The organism is Octadecabacter sp. SW4 (genome assembly GCF_008065155.1).
GTDB lineage: Bacteria > Pseudomonadota > Alphaproteobacteria > Rhodobacterales > Rhodobacteraceae > SW4.
Genome location: NZ_CP042819.1, coordinates 3,005,445 through 3,026,174, shown reverse-complemented (window position 1 = coordinate 3,026,174; position 20,730 = coordinate 3,005,445). Strand labels below are relative to the sequence as shown.

Annotated in this window: 23 protein-coding genes; 11 read left to right on the top strand and 12 right to left on the bottom strand. The window is 59.2% G+C overall.

The window, feature by feature from the left end:
* Window positions 1–106: 106 nt before the first annotated feature.
* Window positions 107–628: a DUF1643 domain-containing protein gene (locus FTO60_RS15045; protein ID WP_148056712.1), complete on the bottom strand. Its 522-nt coding sequence runs from the start codon at window positions 626–628 to the stop codon at window positions 107–109.
* A gap of 92 nt (window positions 629–720) precedes the next feature.
* Between FTO60_RS15045 and FTO60_RS15040 the strand changes: the two genes are divergently transcribed.
* The 3 genes from FTO60_RS15040 to FTO60_RS15030 are packed head-to-tail and all read left to right on the top strand — an operon-like array spanning window position 721 to window position 2,202.
* Entirely contained in the window at window positions 721–1,101 is a 381-nt protein-coding gene (locus tag FTO60_RS15040) for an XRE family transcriptional regulator (protein WP_148056711.1), read from the top strand.
* Window positions 1,088–1,804, top strand: a complete 717-nt coding sequence (locus FTO60_RS15035; RefSeq protein ID WP_172623911.1) for an RES family NAD+ phosphorylase — start codon at window positions 1,088–1,090, stop codon at window positions 1,802–1,804. Before FTO60_RS15040 ends, FTO60_RS15035 begins: the two co-directional genes overlap by 14 nt.
* 29 nt (window positions 1,805–1,833) lie before the next feature.
* Window positions 1,834–2,202 (top strand): VOC family protein, encoded by a 369-nt coding sequence (locus tag FTO60_RS15030; protein ID WP_148056709.1) that lies wholly within the window; start codon window positions 1,834–1,836, stop codon window positions 2,200–2,202.
* A 98-nt stretch (window positions 2,203–2,300) separates the two neighbouring features.
* On the opposite strand, the gene truB is transcribed toward FTO60_RS15030, so the two are convergent.
* The 3 genes from truB to rbfA are packed head-to-tail and all read right to left on the bottom strand — an operon-like array spanning window position 2,301 to window position 4,363.
* On the bottom strand, window positions 2,301–3,203 hold the full coding sequence (truB, locus tag FTO60_RS15025; RefSeq protein ID WP_148056708.1) for a tRNA pseudouridine(55) synthase TruB: 903 nt from the start codon (window positions 3,201–3,203) through the stop codon (window positions 2,301–2,303).
* A gap of 27 nt (window positions 3,204–3,230) precedes the next feature.
* On the bottom strand, window positions 3,231–3,968 hold the full coding sequence (locus tag FTO60_RS15020; protein WP_172623910.1) for a phosphodiester glycosidase family protein: 738 nt from the start codon (window positions 3,966–3,968) through the stop codon (window positions 3,231–3,233).
* Window positions 3,968–4,363, bottom strand: a complete 396-nt coding sequence (gene rbfA, locus FTO60_RS15015) for a 30S ribosome-binding factor RbfA (protein WP_172623909.1) — start codon at window positions 4,361–4,363, stop codon at window positions 3,968–3,970. Before rbfA ends, FTO60_RS15020 begins: the two co-directional genes overlap by 1 nt.
* 76 nt (window positions 4,364–4,439) lie before the next feature.
* Here rbfA and dapB point away from each other — a divergent pair, with 76 nt between their 5' ends.
* On the top strand, window positions 4,440–5,249 hold the full coding sequence (dapB, locus tag FTO60_RS15010) for a 4-hydroxy-tetrahydrodipicolinate reductase (RefSeq protein ID WP_148056706.1): 810 nt from the start codon (window positions 4,440–4,442) through the stop codon (window positions 5,247–5,249).
* 65 nt (window positions 5,250–5,314) lie between these two features.
* Here dapB and FTO60_RS15005 read toward each other — a convergent pair whose 3' ends face one another.
* Window positions 5,315–6,838, bottom strand: a complete 1,524-nt coding sequence (locus FTO60_RS15005; RefSeq protein WP_148056705.1) for a winged helix-turn-helix domain-containing protein — start codon at window positions 6,836–6,838, stop codon at window positions 5,315–5,317.
* A gap of 120 nt (window positions 6,839–6,958) precedes the next feature.
* On the opposite strand from FTO60_RS15005, the gene FTO60_RS15000 reads away from it, so the two are divergent.
* Window positions 6,959–7,144, top strand: a complete 186-nt coding sequence (locus FTO60_RS15000; RefSeq protein ID WP_148056704.1) for a hypothetical protein — start codon at window positions 6,959–6,961, stop codon at window positions 7,142–7,144.
* A 142-nt stretch (window positions 7,145–7,286) separates the two neighbouring features.
* Here FTO60_RS15000 and FTO60_RS14995 read toward each other — a convergent pair whose 3' ends face one another.
* The 6 genes from FTO60_RS14995 to FTO60_RS14970 form a co-directional block, all read right to left on the bottom strand.
* Complete coding sequence (locus FTO60_RS14995; protein ID WP_148056703.1) at window positions 7,287–8,642, bottom strand: alpha-glucosidase; 1,356 nt, start codon at window positions 8,640–8,642, stop codon at window positions 7,287–7,289.
* 66 nt (window positions 8,643–8,708) lie between these two features.
* Window positions 8,709–9,716, bottom strand: coding sequence for an ABC transporter ATP-binding protein (locus tag FTO60_RS14990; RefSeq protein WP_148056702.1), 1,008 nt, complete (start codon window positions 9,714–9,716; stop codon window positions 8,709–8,711).
* Window positions 9,717–9,729: 13 nt separating this feature from the next.
* A complete protein-coding gene (locus tag FTO60_RS14985; RefSeq protein WP_148056701.1) occupies window positions 9,730–10,560 on the bottom strand; it encodes a carbohydrate ABC transporter permease in 831 nt (276 codons plus the stop codon).
* Window positions 10,560–11,540 (bottom strand): carbohydrate ABC transporter permease, encoded by a 981-nt coding sequence (locus tag FTO60_RS14980; protein WP_148056700.1) that lies wholly within the window; start codon window positions 11,538–11,540, stop codon window positions 10,560–10,562. Before FTO60_RS14980 ends, FTO60_RS14985 begins: the two co-directional genes overlap by 1 nt.
* Window positions 11,541–11,639: 99 nt before the next feature.
* Window positions 11,640–12,911, bottom strand: coding sequence for an ABC transporter substrate-binding protein (locus tag FTO60_RS14975; RefSeq protein ID WP_148056699.1), 1,272 nt, complete (start codon window positions 12,909–12,911; stop codon window positions 11,640–11,642).
* Window positions 12,912–13,091: 180 nt separating this feature from the next.
* Complete coding sequence (locus FTO60_RS14970) at window positions 13,092–14,114, bottom strand: LacI family DNA-binding transcriptional regulator (protein ID WP_148056698.1); 1,023 nt, start codon at window positions 14,112–14,114, stop codon at window positions 13,092–13,094.
* Between the two features lie 171 nt (window positions 14,115–14,285).
* On the opposite strand from FTO60_RS14970, the gene FTO60_RS14965 reads away from it, so the two are divergent.
* Window positions 14,286–14,651, top strand: coding sequence for a dihydrodipicolinate reductase (locus tag FTO60_RS14965; RefSeq protein ID WP_148056697.1), 366 nt, complete (start codon window positions 14,286–14,288; stop codon window positions 14,649–14,651).
* Between the two features lie 3 nt (window positions 14,652–14,654).
* Here FTO60_RS14965 and FTO60_RS14960 read toward each other — a convergent pair whose 3' ends face one another.
* Entirely contained in the window at window positions 14,655–14,834 is a 180-nt protein-coding gene (locus FTO60_RS14960) for a DUF1674 domain-containing protein (RefSeq protein ID WP_148056696.1), read from the bottom strand.
* A gap of 67 nt (window positions 14,835–14,901) precedes the next feature.
* On the opposite strand from FTO60_RS14960, the gene FTO60_RS14955 reads away from it, so the two are divergent.
* From FTO60_RS14955 to FTO60_RS14935, 5 genes are all read left to right on the top strand, one after another.
* Complete coding sequence (locus FTO60_RS14955; RefSeq protein ID WP_148056695.1) at window positions 14,902–16,176, top strand: RsmB/NOP family class I SAM-dependent RNA methyltransferase; 1,275 nt, start codon at window positions 14,902–14,904, stop codon at window positions 16,174–16,176.
* Window positions 16,177–16,290: 114 nt separating this feature from the next.
* Window positions 16,291–18,018: a heparinase II/III family protein gene (locus FTO60_RS14950; RefSeq protein ID WP_148057177.1), complete on the top strand. Its 1,728-nt coding sequence runs from the start codon at window positions 16,291–16,293 to the stop codon at window positions 18,016–18,018.
* A 13-nt stretch (window positions 18,019–18,031) separates the two neighbouring features.
* On the top strand, window positions 18,032–19,621 hold the full coding sequence (gene purH, locus FTO60_RS14945) for a bifunctional phosphoribosylaminoimidazolecarboxamide formyltransferase/IMP cyclohydrolase (RefSeq protein WP_148056694.1): 1,590 nt from the start codon (window positions 18,032–18,034) through the stop codon (window positions 19,619–19,621).
* A gap of 37 nt (window positions 19,622–19,658) precedes the next feature.
* Window positions 19,659–20,126 (top strand): signal peptidase II, encoded by a 468-nt coding sequence (lspA, locus tag FTO60_RS14940; protein ID WP_148056693.1) that lies wholly within the window; start codon window positions 19,659–19,661, stop codon window positions 20,124–20,126.
* 68 nt (window positions 20,127–20,194) lie between these two features.
* Window positions 20,195–20,707: a DUF3035 domain-containing protein gene (locus FTO60_RS14935; RefSeq protein ID WP_254696825.1), complete on the top strand. Its 513-nt coding sequence runs from the start codon at window positions 20,195–20,197 to the stop codon at window positions 20,705–20,707.
* Window positions 20,708–20,730: the final 23 nt, after the last annotated feature.

The window sequence follows — 20,730 nt, the reverse complement described above, 5'->3', positions numbered from 1 at the left end:
TGATCTCGATTTCATGAAGGGGCGGGCCAGCTTTGGGCCGCAACGGTTTTCAGGAAATTTCATAGCACTTTTCGATAGTTTCGCGGCATGCAAAGTTACCAATTGGTTAATCCGACTGTGCCGCCGTCCAAAGAGCGGGTTGCTGCGTGTAGGCGATATAAAGCGGGTGTTTTGGGTGGCCCGCCTTGGTGAGCCCAAGGTGAAACAACGGCTGGCTGGTGGCGCGCAGCAGTGTTTCGACCGCCGCCCCACGTTTCATGTGATCCCCATGCGCGCCCCATGCGGCGATGATCTGATCGGCCCATCGCGTGCCCTCGAGGATTGCCGCGTCATTGGCGGGGCCAACCGGATCGGCGACAGCGCGCATCTTGCGCGGATCAGTGTCGCGCCATGCAAAGATATTGGTCACACAGAACCCGCCAAAGCCCAGCGCACGGGCGCGCCTTTCACAGCGCTCGACGGTGGGGTCGTTTTGCACTTCGGTCGCTGTTGACGGGTTCAGCATCACGAAAAGCGCCTTGCGGCCGCCTGTGTCCCAGACTCGCGTCAGGCTATAGCGATAGCGCTCGCAATCGGAATAGACAGCGGTGCTGGGCGCATCGCCCTTGGTATGTGTGCGGATGATCATGAGGCTGTTTAGCAAGCCTTTTGGGTGTCGTCACGGCAGCATCTTGATTTCTGTGGAAAGAATATGTATATTCCTTGCCAAGGAGGTGCATCATGCAGCTTGAAACCAAATCCGTCTTTGATGCCAGTCCCGAAAGGGGCCGGGTTTTGGCCAAGGCCACGTTCAACGCCGCGCGTGAATTGGGCATGACCCAAAAGGAACTGGCCGAGGTCATTGGCGTCAGCGAGGCGACCGTATCGCGGATGAAAGACGGCGGTTTTGACCTCAGTGGCAAGCCGTTCGAGTTGGCCGCCTGTCTGGTGCGCCTGTTCCGGTCACTGGATGCAATCGCGGGCGGTGATCCCGATACGATCCGTGGCTGGATGAAAAATCCCAACAGTGACCTGCATGGCGCGCCGCGCGCCCTGATCATGCAGGCGGCGGGGTTGGTTGGCGTTATGAACTATCTTGACGGCGCCCGTGCCCCGACCTGATACGCCTTATGCCCCCTATCATCGCAATGTCTGGCGCTTGATCGAGGGGCAGTATCGGTCAGCCACGGTGCGCATCGTCGATACCGATCCCGAACATGCGGTGCTTGAGGATATTCTTGAGGAGTCCAAACCGCCGGTTCCCGAGGCCTGCAAGCATCTGGATTATCAATTCTGGTCGCCGTTTCGATATGGTTGCTATCCGCGCGCATCACGGTTTCGCCGCGCGGGGCAGACGCCGGGTGTGTGGTATGGGGCCGAAACTGCGCTGACGGCTGTCATCGAAAGCATCTGGGGCGCGGTTGCGTTCTTTCGTGCCTCGCCCAGCACGCCGATGCCGCGCCGCCCCGTCGAACATACCGCCGTTCAGGCGGATATTCGCGCCGCGGTGGCGGTGGATTTGACCGATCCGGTGATGGTCGGGCAGGGGCGCTGGGCTGACCCAAGCGATTACAGCGACTGTCTGGCACTGGCTGATCAGGTGCGCAGCGATGGCTGCGAGGCGATCCGCTATCAATCAGTGCGCGATCCGGCACGCCGCGCCAATGTCGCCGTGCTGTCCTGCGCCGCCTTCGCCCAACGCGCGCCGATTGCGCAGCAGACATGGCATATCATCCTGCGCCCGACCCTTGTGCGCGCCCATTGCGAAACCCTGCGTCAGCGTCACCAGTTCGCGCTGGGGGCGGATGCGCTCGAATTGTGCTAGGATGTGACTGATAGCTGAAAGGACAGGCGATGAAGCTAGGTGCATTTTCGATCAGTCTTGGGGTCAAGGACCTGCAGGCCTCAAAGGCATTCTACACCAAACTGGGGTTCAGCCAGTTTGGCGGCACGGATGAACACCACTACGCGATCATGAAAAACGGCGACACGCTGGTCGGGCTGTTTCAGGGGATGTTCGAGGGGAATATGCTGACATTCAATCCCGGCTGGGATCAAAGCGCGGGCGAGGTGGACCCCTTTACCGATGTGCGCAAGATCAAGGCCGCGCTGGCAACTGCGGGTATCGCGATTGAACAGGAACAGGGCGAGGCTGAAGGCCCCGCCAGTTTCGTGGTGATTGATCCGGATGGGAACCCGATCCTGATTGATCAGCACCGGTAAGACGTTTCGAATTAACATTGAATCGCTTGTTCGCCGCCTCTCCCTTCGGGCGAACGCGAAAAGCGATCTGCGGTGTCTCGATGTAAAATCGAAACGCTTTAGGCGGCGAAAACCCGGCTTGGGTGCAGTTCGCCGCCCTTGAACACGCCCACAGCGATCGCACGGCCATCGTGGGCGGCCCAACATTCGTCGCCGTATTCCACATCGCCCATGACCATCGCCGGATTGCCGTTGCGCAATTTCGTGACACTGTCGGCAGGGCAGTGGACCTGTGGCAGGTCTTGGAGTCCTTCCTCAAGCGGGCGCAGAAAGGCATCAAGCGCGGGTGATTTGGCATGCGCGTCGATCTGGTCCAGCGTGATGGCATCGGCCACATCAAAGGGGCCAGACCAGATGCGGCGCAACTCGCGCACATGGCCATAGCAACCCAGTGCCGCCCCCAGATCGCGGGCGATGGCACGCACGTAGCCGCCTTTGCCGCAGGTCATCTCGAGCGTGACATGATCGGGGTCGGGGCGGTCGATCAGCAGCAGTTCCTCGACCCAAAGGGCGCGCGCGGCGATCTCGAAGTCCTCGCCGTCGCGGGCGCGTTTGTAGGCGCGTTGCCCGTCGATTTTTACGGCGGAAAATGCAGGCGGCACTTGCATGATATCGCCGACGAACTGACCCAGTGCGGCTTTGATTTCATCATCTGTGGGGCGGGTGTCACTGGTGGCGGTCACTTCGCCCTCGGCGTCATCGGTGTTGGTAGATTGGCCCAGCCGGACAGTAAAGGTGTAGGCCTTGAGCGCATCGGTGATATAGGGAACGGTCTTGGTCGCCTCGCCCAGGGCGATAGCCAAAACGCCGGTCGCATCGGGATCGAGGGTGCCGGCATGGCCCGCCTTCTTGGCGTCAAAGGCCCAGCGCACCTTGTTCACCACGGCCGTTGATGTCAGGCCCGCGGGCTTGTCCACGACCAGCCAGCCGGAAATGTCGCGCCCCTTGCGTTTGCGTGCCATCGAAGTCTCCGAAGGTAAAAGGGCGGGTTAGTCGGTCGCGTCCGCGCCGTCAACCGGGGCCAGAACGCCAACGATCGGACCCATCTGCCAGCCAAAATCATTGCGCCCTAACACGGGCGAAAAGAGGCGGCTGACCTTGCCGTCAAAATATAGCGCATTCGGCAAGTCCAACGTGTCGCGGAACAGCGTCGCGAAATCGTGGAAGTTGACCGGTTCGTTTGAAATGGCAAAGACGGCGCGGGTGCCGCTGGCATCGGTGCCAACGCCATTGCGATAGTATCGCGATGTGCCGTTCGGGATCAGGCTTGGGTGCAGATTGCCGTTCTGCACCAGCAACGGGCCGGATTGGGTGGCATAGGTGCAGGCGGGGGTATCGTTCAGATAGTCACCGGTTTCGATAACCTCGATCACGCCGGGTCGGATGCAAAGGACCCCGTTCGGAAGCATCCCGAAATTGCCCGGCCCCGCATTGGGGATCACGCGCATTTCCTCGATGCCGTCCTCGATGTAGTGGCCCACCGGCGCACGGTCGGGGTGATACATGCCCGCGTTCATCGCAAACAGCAACGCGCGTCCCGTAGCCTGTTCAACCGCGCCAAACGAACCAAGGATGCTGCCGTCCGTGTCGCGCAGGAAAAGTTGCAGATCGTCGGCGGGATCGACCTCGCAGATGGTGTAAGATTGACCAAGATGGGTGATATCGGAACAGACGACCGCCCAGGCGGGGGCGGCAAGCAGGCCAAACAGAACGGCAAGTCGCAGCATCAATCGTCCAGATCCTGACGCACGTGATCTTCGGCCAGCAAAGCACGGGTGTGATCCATCCGGTCAAAGGTTTCATCGATAAAGAACCGCAGGTCGGGCACGTGTTTCAACGCCAGCGCCTTGGAGACCAGATGGCGCAACTCGCCCTTGTTCTTTCGCAGGGCAAGCAAGGCTTCCTCGGCGTTATCCCCGCCCAGGGGCAACACATATGCCGTGGCGATGGACAGATCGGGCGTCACCCGCACCTCGCCCACGGTGATCATCATCCGCCCGAGGTCAAGGTCATGCACTTCGCCGCGCTGCAGCACTTCGGACAGTCGGCGCCGGATCAGTTCCCCGACCCGCAGTTGCCGCTGGGAAGGGCCGCGCCCTTCGTGTGATCTGTTCTTTGCCATGACGCCCATGTAAGGAATTGCGTAACACTTGCCAAGACACAGCTTGGCGGGGTGCCAAAGACGTGAGGGAAAGACTATGCATCATCAGGACGGAATAGTCATCACCGGCGCTTCGGGGCGCATGGGGCAGATGTTGATCAAGACGGTCATGGGGTCTGACAAGGCCAAATTGGTCGGCGTGCTGGAGCGCGCGGGCCACGATTGGATCGGCCGTGACGTGGGCGAGGCAATGGGCGGGCCCGCACTTGGTATCACTGTGACCGATGACCCGGTCGAGGCATTCGCACGCGCGCAGGCGGTGATTGATTTCACAGCCCCCGCCGCCACCGTTGAGTTTGCCGGATTGGCCGCACAGGCCCGTGCGGTGCATGTGATTGGCACGACAGGGCTATCGGATGATGATCTGACCAAGATCAGGGCCGCCGCGCGCCATGCGGTGATTGTGCGGGCGGGGAATATGTCGCTGGGCGTGAACCTGTTGGTGCAGCTGACGAAAAAGGTCGCCGCCGCGCTGGACGATGATTTCGATATCGAGGTGATCGAGGCGCATCATAACGAAAAGGTCGACGCGCCGTCTGGAACGGCCCTGATGCTGGGCGAGGCTGCGGCCGAGGGGCGCGGCGTGGTTCTGGCAGATGTGCGCGACAGCGGACGGGACGGGATCACGGGCGCGCGCAAACGGGGTGACATTGGTTTCACGGCCATTCGTGGCGGCGATATCGTCGGCGAACATGACGTGCTGTTTGCCGCTGCCGGCGAACGGATCACCCTGCGCCACGTGGCGACGGACCGCGCGGTGTTCGCCCGCGGTGCGCTCAAGGCGGCGCTCTGGGGGCAGGGCCAGAAACCGGGAGAATATGACATGGTGGATGTGCTGGGGTTATAGAGGGGCGGACGGAAAGGCTGGTTTGAGTCCGACCAGGTGGGGTTTCGACTTGCGGCGAATGTCTGCTATTTGATCCCTGCCAACTTGATGGCATCGGTCATACGCCTGCGGTGCTCATTGTTGGAATAAGGATAGCGCTCGTCATAGCGTTGAAACGAGTAGTCGGAGTCAATGGCCAAGAGATCCGCGATCTGCTCTTTGGCTTCGTCGAGACGTCCAGCTTCGACAAGTATCGCAGACATCACGATTCTTGCCGGCGGGAATGAGGGCGCCATCCGAATGGCCCGTTTGTTATACTCCTCTGCTGCGTCAAGGTCTCCGGACAAAAAATAGCCATGCGCGATGTGATACAGCGCATTGGGCGGCGCAACCGGGTCGAACTGCAGACCTGTCAATCCGGCTTGGATCGCACGTTCGGGTTGCCCGGCGTAATTCAACGCCTCGCTGAACCAGCAGTATGTATCTGCATTGTTCGGATCAATTTCCAATGCCGTTTCGAAGCTTTTGATAGAAGCCTCTGGATTGCGAAGAAATGTTTGGACCCAGCCATAGCGGCTGTTGGCCAATGATGACCTCGGCGCTAGATTGATGGCCTGTTGGGCCTTTTCAGCCGCGTTCTTGAGGCCGTCATCGTAACCCGGCCAAGCGAAGGACCATCCGCTTTGATAAGGGAAAACCAGTCCAGCCCATGCGTCGGCAAAGGTCGGGTCAATCGCCAGCGCTTGCTCAAAAAGCGAAATGCACTCTCGATTTGTTTCTGGGGAGAACATGAAAAACTTGGCACGTCCCTTAAGGCTCAGCTCGTAGGCCTCGACACTATGAGTGCTACGGTTCTTGTCCAAGCCTTGCTTTAGATTGACTTGTAGGGCGGCGATTATCTTGTCCGCGATTTCGTCCTGAAGTGCGAAAATATCCTGAACGTCGCTGTCATATCTCTCGGCCCAAACATGCCCCCCCGAGCTTGCATCAATTAATTGCGCGTTGATCCGAACGCGATCGCCTGCCTTGCGAACGCTTCCTTCTAGAACATGGCGAACGTTTAGCTCCTGCCCGATTTGCACGACATTCTTGGGCGAGTTCCTGTAGGCGAATGACGAATTTCGAGCGATGACGAACAAGTCATCAATCTTGCTGAGATCCGTAATCAGATCTTCTGTAAGCCCATCGGCAAAATACTCCTGCTCCTGATCGGCGCCTATATTGACGAAAGGCAGCACAGCAATGCTCGCACGCGGTCTGGTAGTGTCAATGACCGGAGCGGTGGCGGCCGGTTCTTGATGTGTATCGCCAAGTTCAGCGACAAACCGAAATCCCTGGCGCGGAAAGGTCTTGATTACGGACTGCGAGTGCCCGTCATCGTTCAACGCCCGCCGCAATGCATTAATGCGGGCATTCAACGTGCCATCGCCAACAATTCGGCCCTGCCAAACCGTTTCAAGAATGTCGTCTTTGGAGACAACCCGATCCGCATTTTCAATGAGATATACAAGCAGCGAAAAGGCCTGTGGTTGGAGCGCAATGACCTCGCCAGCTCGTGCAAGCTCAAGGCGTTCTGTGTCGACGCAGAAGTCTCCAAACTTGAAATTCATGTGCCAGCAAGCTTACGGCAAGCAAAATTCATGAATTGGCAATGCATTAATAATCTTCCGTTCAAGCGCTCGGTGACCCGGCTCTGTAGTTTGGTTTCATAGCAACACAATGAGGCCAACATGAAACTCGCAGCAACCACAGCAAATGCTAACATCCATCCGCAATCTCTCAAAGCTATTTCAAATGATCGCGACAAGCCAACGACGACTGACAACAGTCCCCGGCTATCATTGGCGGCACGCTTTTGGGCCTATACCGAAGAAACCGGCAAGGCCGATACGACATCTTTTGAAGGTCTGCTCTGATTGCATCAAGTCAGTATCGTTGCAGATTCGGCGCGCTTCGAAGCAGCCATTGCGATAGTCAAAGCCAACGGTAATCAAGACCGCCACGTAAAGCATGCCAACCGTCCCAAAGGGCCAACGCAATCGTCGGCCCTTTTGTTTTTTACTTTAGGTAATCAAGCCACGGGCTTTGTTCGGCGATCATGTGATCGACCAGTTCGGGGATGCCCCTGGACACGGTCACGACCGGATCGACCAGCAGCGCCTGCACTACGAGGTCTTTCTTTTTCTGCAAGATCGCCTCGGCGGTCATGTTGTGGATGCCGATCTGGTTGGACAGCAACCCACGGATACCGGCGGGGATGTCCACGGCGATGCCATGCACGCCGTTCTTGTCCACGTTGGCGGGGACTTCGACGGCGATCCAGTCGGGCAGATCCTTGATGAAACCGGCGTTGGGGATGTTCACGGCGGCCTCTTCGTAGGCGTTGCCGGTCACCAGCCCTTCCATGATCGGGACGACACGTTCGTGCAGGTCCTTTTCGATGGTCGGCGTCACGTGGCCCAGGTAGTTGCGGTAATAGGTGTAGAAATCGAGGATTCCGCGATGGTCGGAACAATCATGCGCCCACTGGATGTATTCGCCAAAGTGGCTGTCATATGTGATTGGCAGCGCGCCGAAATTGTCCAAAATCACCTTGAACAACCAACGGTCGGACCACGGGCGCACTTCGGTGATGTGTGACAGGTCGATGTCCATCCAGCCTTCAGTATCCACGGCCTTGCCGGTCTTGCGCGAGGCTTCGAGGATTTCGGAATAACCGGGCTGTTTGCCAAAGTAGTCTTCGGCTTTGGCGCGCACATCGCCGTAAGCCGATTTGCCGCTGTCCAGATACGTCACGTCGGTCATCACCGAGAAGTGGTTGAGGCCGCCGGCGCGGTAATGAATCTTGTCACGTGCAACGCCCAGAAGCGGCGGCAGGTGACGTTCGAGCGAGGCGATTTCGTGGCACATGCCGATGAATTTGATGCCGGGGTAGGCGCGGTGCACGGTGGTCGTGATCCGGCTCATCGGGTTGGAATAGTTGAACACGGTCGCGGTGGGCGCGTGTTCCATCACCTTGCCGCAGATGTCCAGAATGGGCGGGATGATGCGCAGGGCGTGGAACAGCCCGCCGGGGCCACCGTTTTCGCCGTAAACCTGACCGATGCCGTATTGCTGCGGGACTTTCCAATCCATGTCCCAGAGCTTGAAACGGTCACCGACTTCGATGGAAATCACTACGAAATCCGCGCCGGGCAGGGCCTTGGCAAGGTTGGATTCCACGCTGACCGTCTGTTTCAGGCCGTTATCGGCAATATAGGCGTTGGCCACCGTTTCGGTGCGTTTGGCCGCTGCTTCGTTGATGTCATTGAGGATGATCTGCGCATCGGTCAGATGGGCGGATTGAAAGATATCCCCCAGCATGCCTGATCCGAATTGCAGGCTGCCTGCGCCGACGAGAACAATTTTAGTCATTTTCCATAACCTCTGAGTGTCCGGAATCCCACCGGAGCGAATTTAGGTTGCGATTTCAGTTTCGTTTCAGCCGAGTGGCTTGTCGTCCTGCCCAAAGCGGTGAACGTTACCGTCCACCGGCCTGAGCGATACTTCGGCGCCCAGTTTGCCAAACCATTTGCCTGATTGGCGCACGATGACCGGTTCATCCGAACCGATTTCGACAAACAGGAAGTGGTCCGAACCAAGGTCTTCGGTGTGGATCACCTTGCCGTTCCAGATGCCGCTGCCATCTTCGACGATTTCGATGTGTTCAGAACGGATACCAAGCGTCTTGCAATCAAATGCGTCCGCAAAAGCGCCGGTCATAAAGTTCATCTTGGGCGAGCCGATGAACCCTGCGACAAACGTGGAATTTGGGCTGTCATAAAGTTCGGCAGGGGTGCCGACCTGTTCGACCATCCCGTCACGCAACACGCAAATCCGGTCGGCCAATGTCATGGCTTCGACCTGATCGTGCGTGACGTAAACCATCGTCACGTCCTGCATGTCGTGGTGCAGTTTGGCGATTTCCAGGCGGGTCTGCACGCGCAGCGCGGCGTCAAGGTTGGACAGCGGTTCGTCAAACAGGAACACACGCGGATCACGCACAATCGCGCGGCCAATGGCGACGCGCTGGCGTTGACCGCCGGACAGCTGTTTGGGCAAACGATCGAGCAGGTGATCAATCTGCAATAGGTCTGCGGCCTTGCGCACGCGTTCGTTCTGTTCGTCCTTGGTCGCCTTGGCCAGTTGCATCCCGAAGGCCATGTTATCAAACACGGTCATATGCGGATAAAGCGCGTAGGACTGGAACACCATCGCGATGCCACGCTTTGACGGGATCACGTTATTCACGCGTTCGCCGTCAAACATCATGTCACCCGAGGTGATTTGTTCCAGCCCGGAAATCAGGCGCAACAAGGTGGATTTACCGCAGCCCGAGGGGCCGACGAACACCATGAATTCGCCTTTTTTGATATCAAGGTCGATGCCTTTGATCACTTCGACCGCGCCATAGGACTTACGGACAGCTTTGAGTTCGATATTTGCCATGAATACTCTCCGATTAGCCTTTGACGCCGCCAGCGGTCAGACCCGCGACGATCTTGCGTTGGAAAATGAGGACCAGAACGATCAGCGGAACCGTGACGATAACGCTGGCCGCCATGATCGAGCCCCAGGGGATTTCCTGCTGGCTTGCACCCGACAGCAAGGCGATGGCCACGGGCACGGTGCGCTGCGTTTCGGAAATCGTGAAGGTCAGGGCGAACAGAAACTCGTTCCAAGCGCCGATGAAAGCCAGAAGGCCGGTTGTCACAAGTGCTGGCCACAAGAGCGGCAGGAACACCTTGGTGATGATCACCCAAGGGGTTGCGCCATCGACGATCGCCGCTTCTTCGATCTCGACGGGCAGGTCACGCATGAATGTGGTCAGCACCCAGACCGTAAAGGGCAGCGTAAAGATCGTATAGCTGAGGATCAGTGCGTAGGGTTTATTGTAGATGCCCAGCAGGTTGACCAGTTCATAAAGGCCCGACAGCACGGCGATCTGCGGGAACATCGACACGCCGAGGATTGTCATCAACAGTAATCCGCGCCCGCGAAAACGCACGCGTGCCAAAGCATAGGATGCCGTCACCGCCAGAAGCAGCGCAAAGCAGACCGTTACACCGGCAATGAAGACCGAGTTGACAAGCGAGCGAATAAAGCTGCTTTGCCCCAGCACATTCTTGTAGTTGGACAGCGAGAATGACTCAGGCAGGAAGTTCGGCGTGAACAGCGCGGTGCCACTCTCAAAGCTGGTGATCACCGCATAGTAGAACGGATAAACCGCGATCACGACGATCAGAAAGACCGCGAAGTAGAACATGATGTTCCAGAAAAGGGTGCGTTCCATCAGCTTTTCTCCCCTGACAGATCGACCTTGCCGAGCTTGATATAAAGCAGCACGAACAGGGTGATGATGAGGAACAGCAGCGTAGACATGGCCGAACCTTCGCCGTAGTCGCCAAATTGCTGGAGTTCACGATAGGACAGCACAGACATCGTCACCGTCGAATCCGATTGCGGTGTCAGCAGGTAGATCAGATCAAAGATGCGCAGGGCATCCAGCGCGCGGAAAATCACCGCCACAAGGATCGCGGGCCGTAGCAATGGCAGCGTCACGCGGAAGAACACCTTGACCGGATGGATACCGTCAAGTTTTGCGGCTTCATACATGTCGCGCGGGATCATTTGCAGACCGGCCAGCATCAGAAGCGCCATAAAGGGCGTGGTTTTCCAGACATCGACGATCAGCACGGCAATCATTGCCGTATCCGAACTGGCGGTCCAGGCAATCGGTTTGTCGATCAACCCCACGCCCATCATCATGTAATTGATCACGCCGAACTGGTCGTTCAGCATCCAGCCCCACATCCGGGCCGACACTACTGTCGGGATCGCCCAAGGGATCAGGATGGCGGCGCGGACAAGCCCGCGGCCCCTGAACTCCATGTTCAAAACAAGGGCGACAAGCAGGCCCAGAACAGCCTCGAGCGAGACAGACACGACCGAGAATCGCACCGTGTTCCACACCGCGTTCCACCAATCGCCATCCACCAGCACACCGCGCCAGCGCACATCGCCGTTCGAACGCACGCGCCGTTCAAGGTAATTGTCAAAGCCGATCCATTCGGACTGCCCATTGAAGATGGTGTCCGCCGTGGCATCGGTGAAAGAAAAGCTGATCGAGCGGAACAGCGGCCAGGCCGCCACCAGCGCAAGCATGATCAGCATCGGGACCAAGAAGGTATATGCGGCGCGGACCCGCTGCTGTTGCAGGTTCAACTCGCGCTTGCCGCCCGTCCCGGGCGCTTTGATATCTGTAGAAGCCATTGTCCCTCCCAGGTCTTGCTTGCCCCGTTTTGTCGGGGTCGGTGCAAGGGGTGCATCGGGCAAGCTGGCCCGCCCGATGCATTATTGTGGGTCGGCAGATTATTCGAGCAGATCTTCGAGATCGAGCTCGAGGTCAGCCAGCGCTGTTGCGGCATCTTCGTCGCCTGACAGAACCGAGTGAACGGCCGAGAAGAACAGTGTCGAAACTTCGTTGTAGTCCTGACGGGTAGGGGCCGATGGACGTGGCACAGCCTGCAGAAACACGTCTTCCCACTGTGGGATGATCGGCTGCTGTTCGGCGATATCAGCATCTTCGTAGAGGCTCATGATCGTCGGCAGGTTGGATGCTACCAGCGCGCGGGTTTTCTGTGCTTCTTCCGATGCCAGATAAATGGCAAGACTGATCGCCGCTTCCTGGTTTTCGGAATACTTGGATACGGCAACGTTCCAGCCACCCAGTGTGGCGGCGGATGTGTCATAGCCCTGGCCAGTTGGCAGGGTTGTCACGCCGAACAGGCCCGCAACCGCGGAATCATCGCCGTTGCCCAGACCGTAGGCATAGGGCCAGTTCCGCATGAATACAGCGTTACCGGTCTGCCAGACGCCACGCGAGTCTTCTTCCTGATAGGAAATTACACCCTCGGGCGAGATTGTCCCGACCCAGCTCGCAGCCAGTTCGATCGCCGCGATCGCCTTTTCGTTGTTGATCGAGATTGTGCCATCGGGTTCGATGATCTGTCCGCCGCCCGAGGATTTAACCCACTCGAGCGCGTCAGCGGTCAGACCTTCGTAGGCGTTGCCCTGCCAGACGAAACCCCAGATGTCGTCGTCGCCTTCGGAGCGTTCGCCATCCTGGATCATTTGTGCGGTGACTGTCAGTTCTTCCCAAGTGGTTGGCACATCTGCGCCATATTTTTCAAGCAGGTCGGCGCGGTAATAGAGCGCCGGTGCATCGGTAAAGATCGGCAGGGCGACAAGTTTGCCGTCAACGGTTTGCGATTCGATGATCGACGGGAAGTGCAGGCCGACAAGGTCGGCAGCAGCCTCGGACAGGTCCACAAAGTGGTCGGCCAGTTGTGGTGCCCAGATCACGTCGGTCTGATACAGGTCGATGTCGCCGTTTCCGGCAGCAAGCCACAGGCGATACTGGCCAAACTGGTCAGTGGTCGACGAGGGCATCGGCACCAGCGTCACGGTGTTACCCGTCGCTTCTTCCCAAGGGGCGACGATTGTTTTGAAGTCTTCGACGGCGTTGCCGACGGCACCCGAAACATAGGTGATCTCGACGGCCGCGACAGCGGTCGCGCCAAAAGCCACGGCAAGAGCCGCAGCAGTGGTCCGCATCATTGCGGATTTCACAGTGATAGTCATGGATTTCCTCCCAGTTGCGTGAAGCAGGGTCTCCCAACCCCGGTCCGAAAAACGATTCATCGGAAAAGATCACCCGAAACGTTTAGGTAACGTTAGAGCCAACACCCCCGATGCGTCAATATGATTCCTTGCGAGCGTTATGTCGGCCTATGACGCCATCGTGGTTTCTGGTGCCGGGGCCTAAATGTTGCGCACCGAGGCGCGCTCGAAAAAGTAGTGCGCACCGATTTCCTGCACCGTTTCAAGCCGTGCACCATTGAGCGCGGCATCAAGATATCTTGCCAGCGGTTCCCAGCTTTCGATCAGGGGTGATCCTGTCCCGGTGAGGGACACAGGAAGCTGGTCGGGCGTCACATCCGGCAAGGCGTCATCGTGCCCCACAACCGACACATCATGCGGAACACGTAGTCCCAGCGCGGCAAGGCCGTCGAAAATACCCTTTGCAATCCGTGTGTTACTGGCGATTATCCCGGTTGGGTGCGGTCCCTTGGCCTGAAACATCCTGATGGTTTCGCGCAACCCCAGTTCGGCCGTCATGGTGCCGGTGACCTGAAACGATTTGCGCGGCTTCAGTCCGACTTCGGCAAGCGCGCGGGCATAGCCGATGAAGCGCCGCTGCACAAAAGAGGCCTTTTCCTGGCCGTTGATAAAGGCGATTTCCGTGTGACCTGCGCGGATCAGACGTTTTGTCAGGTCATACCCCACGGCGATATTGTCGATGTCATAAAAGGGATAGTCGGGGTCTTCCATCGTTTGCCCATGCAGCACAAAGGGAACCTTCTTTTCACGCAGGAAATCGACCCGCGCATCGGCCACTTCGGGGATAATCACGACGAAACCATCAATCGAGCGGGATCTGACGAGGCTGTCGTAGACCTCGACCCCGTGATCAGAGTCTTGCGACATGTGCAGCATGAACTGTCGCCCAAGGTGCGAGAAGTTGCTGGAAAGACCCGCGACGAACTGCGTGAAATACCATGAATCCGACGGGTCGGGCATTTCCGGATAGACCAGACCGACAATCCCCGACCGCCCTGTCACAAGGCGGCGCGCCATAAGATTTGGGTGATATTCCAACTCCTTAGCGGCCAGCATGACACGTTCTTTGGTGCCTTTGCTGACATCACTGTGGTCGTTCAGCGCGCGACTGACCTGCGTGACGGACAGGCCCAGATGCCGACTTAGATCCTTGAGCGTTGTCATGAAATTAATCTCCCTATCTTCGCCAGACTGCCAAACCGAAACGTTGTGGGCAAGGTCGCAATAGCGCCCGAAACGTTTGGGAGCATGCCGCTGCTGTCAGGTTTTGACCAGAAATTGAACCAGTTCGTCATTTGGCCCGTAAATCTTGCATAAAACAGCGAGGTTTGAATCATGCGCCAAGCCATTTTGAATATCACCGTTGCGGCGGGCCTTGCCCTGCCTGCGTCCGCTCAAGCATTTGAAACGGTGACCGAACGCGAGACGTTTCTTGCCATTTTAGAGGGGCGAGAACTGCGCCTGGGCTTGTTTGGCATTTCGCTTGACGTGCGCCCGGACGGCAGCATCGTCGGCCGCGCAAGTGGCTGGGACGTGGTTGGCACCTGGGCCTGGCAGGATGGCTATTTTTGCCGCGAGATGGACTGGAGCGGCACGCCGATCCCCTACAATTGCCAGCTGGTCGAGGTGCGGGATAACGCCAAGATGCGTTTCACGGTCGATCGCGGCGCCGGTGACGATGCGACGTTCAACCTGCGGTGAGGCTCAGAAATCGACCGCGATCCCTTTCTTTTCCCAATCACCAAAGCGCACGGGTTCCGGCCCGTCACGCCCACCCAGCTCAACCGGTAAGGGATCGGTCTTGGTGGCCTTGCGGCGCGCCTCGGCCTCTTGCAGGGCGCGGATTGCGGCGGCGGGCAAGTCTTTTGGCATGTCTTCAGTCATGGCGCGTCCTTGTGGCGGGTGTCCCCTTGATATACGCCGCGACCAGCTTTGAACAAGAGGACAGCACATGAGCCAGCAAGGCCTTGCCCCGCGCCGCGCCGCCCTGCATCTGATTGATGAAATCACGGGCAATGGAAAGCTGTTGTCCGAGCTGGTGGGCGCAGGGGCGCTGCAACACCTTGCCCCCGAGGACCGCGCGCGCGCCCAGCGTCTGGCGCTTGAAACCCTGCGCGGGATGAATCGCGCCGACCGGATGCTGGGCCGCTTTCTGCAAAAGACCCCGCCGCTGACAGTGCGCAACGTTTTGCGTCTTGGCACGGTGGAAATTGCTGGCGGTGCGGCAGGGCATGGCGTTGTGAATGCCTGCGTCGAGTTGGTCGCACGCGACAAGCGCACATCGTCAATGAAGGGGCTGGTCAATGCGGTGATGCGCAAGATTGCAGCTGATGGCCCCGAAGGCTGGGCGAAACTGGCCGTTCCGCGCCTGCCCGGATGGCTGCGCGGCCCGCTTAGTGATGCTTATGGCCGCGACGTTGTGATCGCGATGGAGGCAGCGCATTTCGCTGGCGCGCCGCTGGATCTGACCGCCAAAGGCGACCCAAAGGTGGTTGCCGATGCCGTGGGCGGCAAGGTTTTGCCGACCGGTTCGGTCAGGTTGGCCGACGGGGGCCAGGTATCGGCTTTGGCCGGTTATGACGCTGGCGACTGGTGGGTGCAGGACGCGGCCGCGGCGATCCCCGTGCAGGTTCTTGCGCCGCAAGAAGGCGAGGTGATCCTTGATCTATGCGCCGCGCCCGGTGGTAAAACCATGCAGATCGCCGCGGCGGGTGCGCAGGTCGTTGCGGTTGATGCCTCGGCTGGACGCATGGCGCGCGTGGTCGAAAATCTGAAACGCGTCGGATTGGATGCGGAAAGCATCGTCTCGGATGCGTTTTCCTATGAAACTGACGGGTTTGACGCTGTTTTGCTGGACGCGCCCTGTTCGGCAACAGGCACGATCCGTCGCCACCCCGACTTGCCCCATGCCAAGGACGGGTCGGAATTTGGCGCATTGATCGCACAGCAGGGCCGGATGATTGATCACGCGCTTGCCCTGCTGAAACCCGGCGGCCGACTGGTGTTTTGCACCTGTTCCCTGCTGCCTGATGAAGGCGAGGTTCAGATTGATCAGGCGTTGGAGCGGCATCAGGGACTGACAGTTGATCGCGCCGCCGTGCTGGTTGATGGCGTTGATCCCGCATGGCGCACCGAGGAGGGTGGCCTGCGTTTGCGCCCCGATTATTGGGCCGATCAGGGCGGGATGGACGGATTCTATATTGCGATGCTGCGAAAGCCTGCGTGACACGAATCCTCTTGGACGGTATGGTCTAGAGAAGGCCAAGATGCGCAAAGCACGACCAGAGGCAGCAGAGACGTGACACATTCGCAGATATTGCGCGCCAATGGTGCGCGTCTGATGGACCGCATTCATGCGCGTCTTGCGGCGCGTGCGCGTCCCGCGACCGGCTTTGTATCACAGCCTGAACCACGCACGATTGGCCATTATGCCCGTGGTCGTCAGCTTATGGCGGGGAATTTCCTGTTTGCCGGACAATTGGTTGAGGCCAAGAATGTCTCGATCTGGGACGTGGCGCCGAATGATCCGCGTGTGGCCAGTCTTGTGCAGGGGTGTGTCTGGCTTGATGATCTTGCGGCGGTTGGCGATGCGCGCGCGCGGGCAGCGGCGCAAAGCTGGATCGCCGATTGGATTGCACGTTTTGGCAATGGCAAAGGGCCGGGCTGGACGCCTGATCTGACAGGCCGCAGGCTGATCCGCTGGATCAATCACGGCTTTTTCCTGATGCGGGGACAAGAGCGCGATTTTACCGATGCGTATTTTCGCAGTCTTGCCCGTCAGACGATCTTTTTGTCGCGCCGCTGGACATCGACCCGCAGCGGTCTGCCACGGTTCGAGGCGTTGACCGGAATGGTCTATGCGGGACTATCCCTTGAGGGGATGGAGCGCCACGTCGATCCGGCAGTGCGCGCCCTGGCGCATGATTGTAAATCGCAGGTCGATACCGAAGGCGGGATTGCTACCCGCAACCCCGAAGAACTGCTTGAAGTCTTTACCCTGCTGACATGGGCCGCGCAGGCCCTGGCCGAGGCTGACCGTGACGTGCCCGATACCCTGTTGGCGGCCCAGGCTCGGATCGCGCCGACCTTGCGCGCGCTGCGCCACGCGGATGGTGGCTTGGCGCGGTTTCACGGAGGCGGGCGCGGGCTTGAGGGCCGATTGGATCACGCGCTGGCCCTGGCGGGGATGAAACAGCGTCCGGGTGAAGGCCTGCACATGGGTTTCGCCAGATTGTCGGCGGGGCGCACATCTTTGATCGTGGATGCAAGCGCGCCGCCCGTCGGCCCTGCGTCCTTTGATGCCCATGCGTCGACGCTGGCGTTTGAACTGACCTCGGGGCGCAGGCCGGTGATTGTGAACTGCGGGTCGGGGGCAAGTTTTGGCGAAGACTGGCGCCGTGCCGGGCGCGCCACGCCCAGCCATTCGACCCTCGCGATTGACGGCTATTCATCGTCGCGCCTTGATCCGCCGGGGCGTGGGGCGACCTTGCGGGGTGAATTGCTAGCGGAAGTGCCGCGCGATGTGCCTTTTGTTCAAAGCACCGTCAGTGACGGGATGCGCCTGGAGCTGGGCCATGACGGGTATCGCAGCACCCACGGGCTGACTCATGCGCGCACGCTTGATCTGGCCTTTGACGGACGCGCGATTGCTGGCGAGGATTTGCTGGCAACACTCACCCGCGCCGACGAGGCGGCGTTTGACCGCGCTATGGACGCGGGTGCCTTGCAGGGGATTGCCTTTGCCGTGCGCTTTCACATTCACCCCGAAGTGGACGCGGCGGTGGATTTGGGTGGCGGCGCAATCAGCATGGCCCTGAAAAGCGGTGAAATCTGGGTGTTTCGCCAGGACGGCAGTGCTGAAATGACGCTTGAACCCTCAGTTTATCTGGAAAACGGGCGATTAAAGCCACGTGCGACACAACAGGTGGTTTTAACTGGCCGCGCAATGTCTTATGCGACGCGCGTCAGATGGTCGTTGGCCAAGGCCCAGGATACCCCGACTGCCCTGCGCGATGTGGGGGTCGAGGACTTTGATGCGCACCTGACGGACGTGGATGAAACTGCCTGAGGGGGCCGCCTGAATGACCGATATGCAACCCGTGCGCCGCGCACTTCTTTCCGTTTCCGACAAGACCGGTCTGATTGATTTGGCCCGTGCGCTGGATGGCTACGGTGTTGAATTGCTGTCGACCGGCGGAAGCGCTAAGGCGCTGCGCGATGCTGGTTTACCGGTGCGTGATGTGGCGGATGTGACGGGCTTTCCCGAAATGATGGACGGGCGTGTCAAAACCCTGCATCCGGCGGTGCATGGCGGTTTGCTGGCGCTGCGTGATAACGGTGATCACTTGGCGGCAATGGACAAGCACGGGATCGGCCCGATCGATCTGTTGGTTGTGAACCTTTACCCGTTCGAGGAAACCGTGGCCAAGGGGGCCGATTACGACACCTGCATTGAAAACATCGACATTGGTGGCCCTGCGATGATCCGTGCGGCGGCCAAGAATCATGCCTTTGTGACTGTCGTTGTCGATGTTGAGGATTATGACACATTGCTGGGTGATATGGCGCAGCACGATGGAGCGACCTGTCCGAAGTTTCGCAAGAAACTGGCGCAGCGCGCCTATGCCCGCACGGCTGCCTATGATGCGGCTGTATCCACGTGGATGGCCGATGCGATTGGCATTGAAACGCCGCGCCGCCGTGCCTTTGCCGGCACCCTTGCCCAGACCCTGCGCTACGGCGAAAATCCGCATCAGCGTGCCGCGTTTTATCTGGACGGGTCGGACCGTCCCGGAGTTGCCACGGCACAGCAGGTGCAGGGTAAGGAGCTGTCCTATAACAACATCAACGACACGGATGCCGCCTTTGAGCTGGTCAGTGAATTTGCGCCCGCTGATGGCCCTGCCTGCGCGATTATCAAACATGCGAACCCCTGCGGCGTGGCCCGTGGCGACACGCTGAAAGATGCCTATACCCGTGCATTTGATTGCGACCGCACCAGCGCGTTTGGCGGGATTATTGCCCTTAATCAGATGCTTGACGGGGCGACAGCCCAAGAAATCGCACAGATATTCACCGAGGTGGTGATTGCGCCTGCCGCTGATGATGATGCCCGCGCCGTGTTCGCGGCCAAGAAAAACCTGCGCTTGTTGGTGACTGGCGATTTGGCCGACCCGACAGCGCCGGGTCGGGCCTACAAGCAGGTTGCGGGAGGTTTGCTGGTGCAGGACAAGGACACAGGGGCCATCGGCATGGATGACCTGAAGGTCGTGACCAAGAAAAAGCCGACCGAGGCCGAAATGGCCGATCTGTTGTTCGCATGGACCGTGGCGAAACACGTCAAATCCAACGCGATCATCTATGTCAAGGACGGCGCGACCGTGGGCGTTGGTGCAGGGCAGATGAGCCGCGTTGACAGCACGCGCATCGCCGCGCGCAAGGCCCAGGATATGGCCGAGGCGATGGGTCTGTCCGCGCCGCTGACCAACGGGTCGGTCGTGGCGTCGGATGCGTTCTTTCCTTTCTCGGACGGTTTGTTGACCGCAGCCGAAGCGGGCGCGAGTGCGGTTATTCAACCCGGTGGCTCCATGCGCGACGACGAAGTGATTGCCGCCGCCGACAAGGCCGGTCTGGCGATGGTTTTTACAGGTATGCGCCACTTTAGGCACTAATCACTGCCACTTGGGGGGCAGGACGAAAGGACGTGCCATGCGGCTGACATTTTGGGTGGGATTTTGGGTGTTCCTGTTGGATCAGGTGACCAAATATATCGTGTTGTATCCGTTGGATCTGCAAACGCGGTTGTCGATTGACGTGCTGCCGCCGCTACTGAACCTGCGGATGGCTTGGAACCGTGGCGTGAATTTCGGCCTGTTTGCGGGGGCCGACATGCGCTGGGTGCTGATCGGTGTTGCGGTCGTGATTTCGGCGCTGGTCATCTATTGGATACGCAAGGAAAAGGTCGGGAAATGGGCCTATGTATCTGCCGGTTTGCTCCTGGGCGGTGCGCTTGGGAACGTGATTGACCGGATTATTTACGGGGCCGTGGCCGACTTTTTGAACATGTCCTGCTGCGGGCTTGAAAACCCTTATGCGTTCAACGTCGCGGACATCTCGATTTTCGCCGGCGCACTTGGCCTTGTGATCTTCACGGGCGAAAGCAAAAAGAAAGCCTGAACACCCGTGACGCCGCCCCCAAGCTGCGCTAAACAGGCGGGGAAACCGACGATGATGAGGTTCGCAACATGCGCGCAATGATCTTTGCAACGGCTGCTGTTTTGACGCTTTCTGCCTGTGCTGGCGGGGACCGTGGCTTGCGTGATTTGCGCAGCAGCAGTGGCGGACCAGACGAATTTACCGTGCTGCCGGTCGGCCCCCTGGCCCTGCCTGACAGCCTGAGCACATTGCCCGCGCCCACCCCGGGCGGTGCGAACCTGACTGATCCAAACCCCGGCGGTGATGCGATTGTGGCCCTTGGTGGTCGCGAGAGTGCGGCGCGTGCGGGCGGTATTCCGGCGGCAGATTCAGCCCTTGTGGCTCGCGCTGGCCGCTATGGCACCGATCCCAACATCCGCGCCACGCTCGCTGCCGAAGACCAAACGTTGCGCAATCGTCGCGCGCGTGCCGGGTTCCTTGGTCTTGGCGGGCGTGATCGCTATTTTCAGGCCTATGCCGCGCAGGCCTTAGATGCCTACAGCGAACTCACGCGGTTCCGTAATCTTGGCGTTGCAACACCCACCGCACCGCCCGCGCCCTAACGCCTTTTCACATAAGCGTTTGC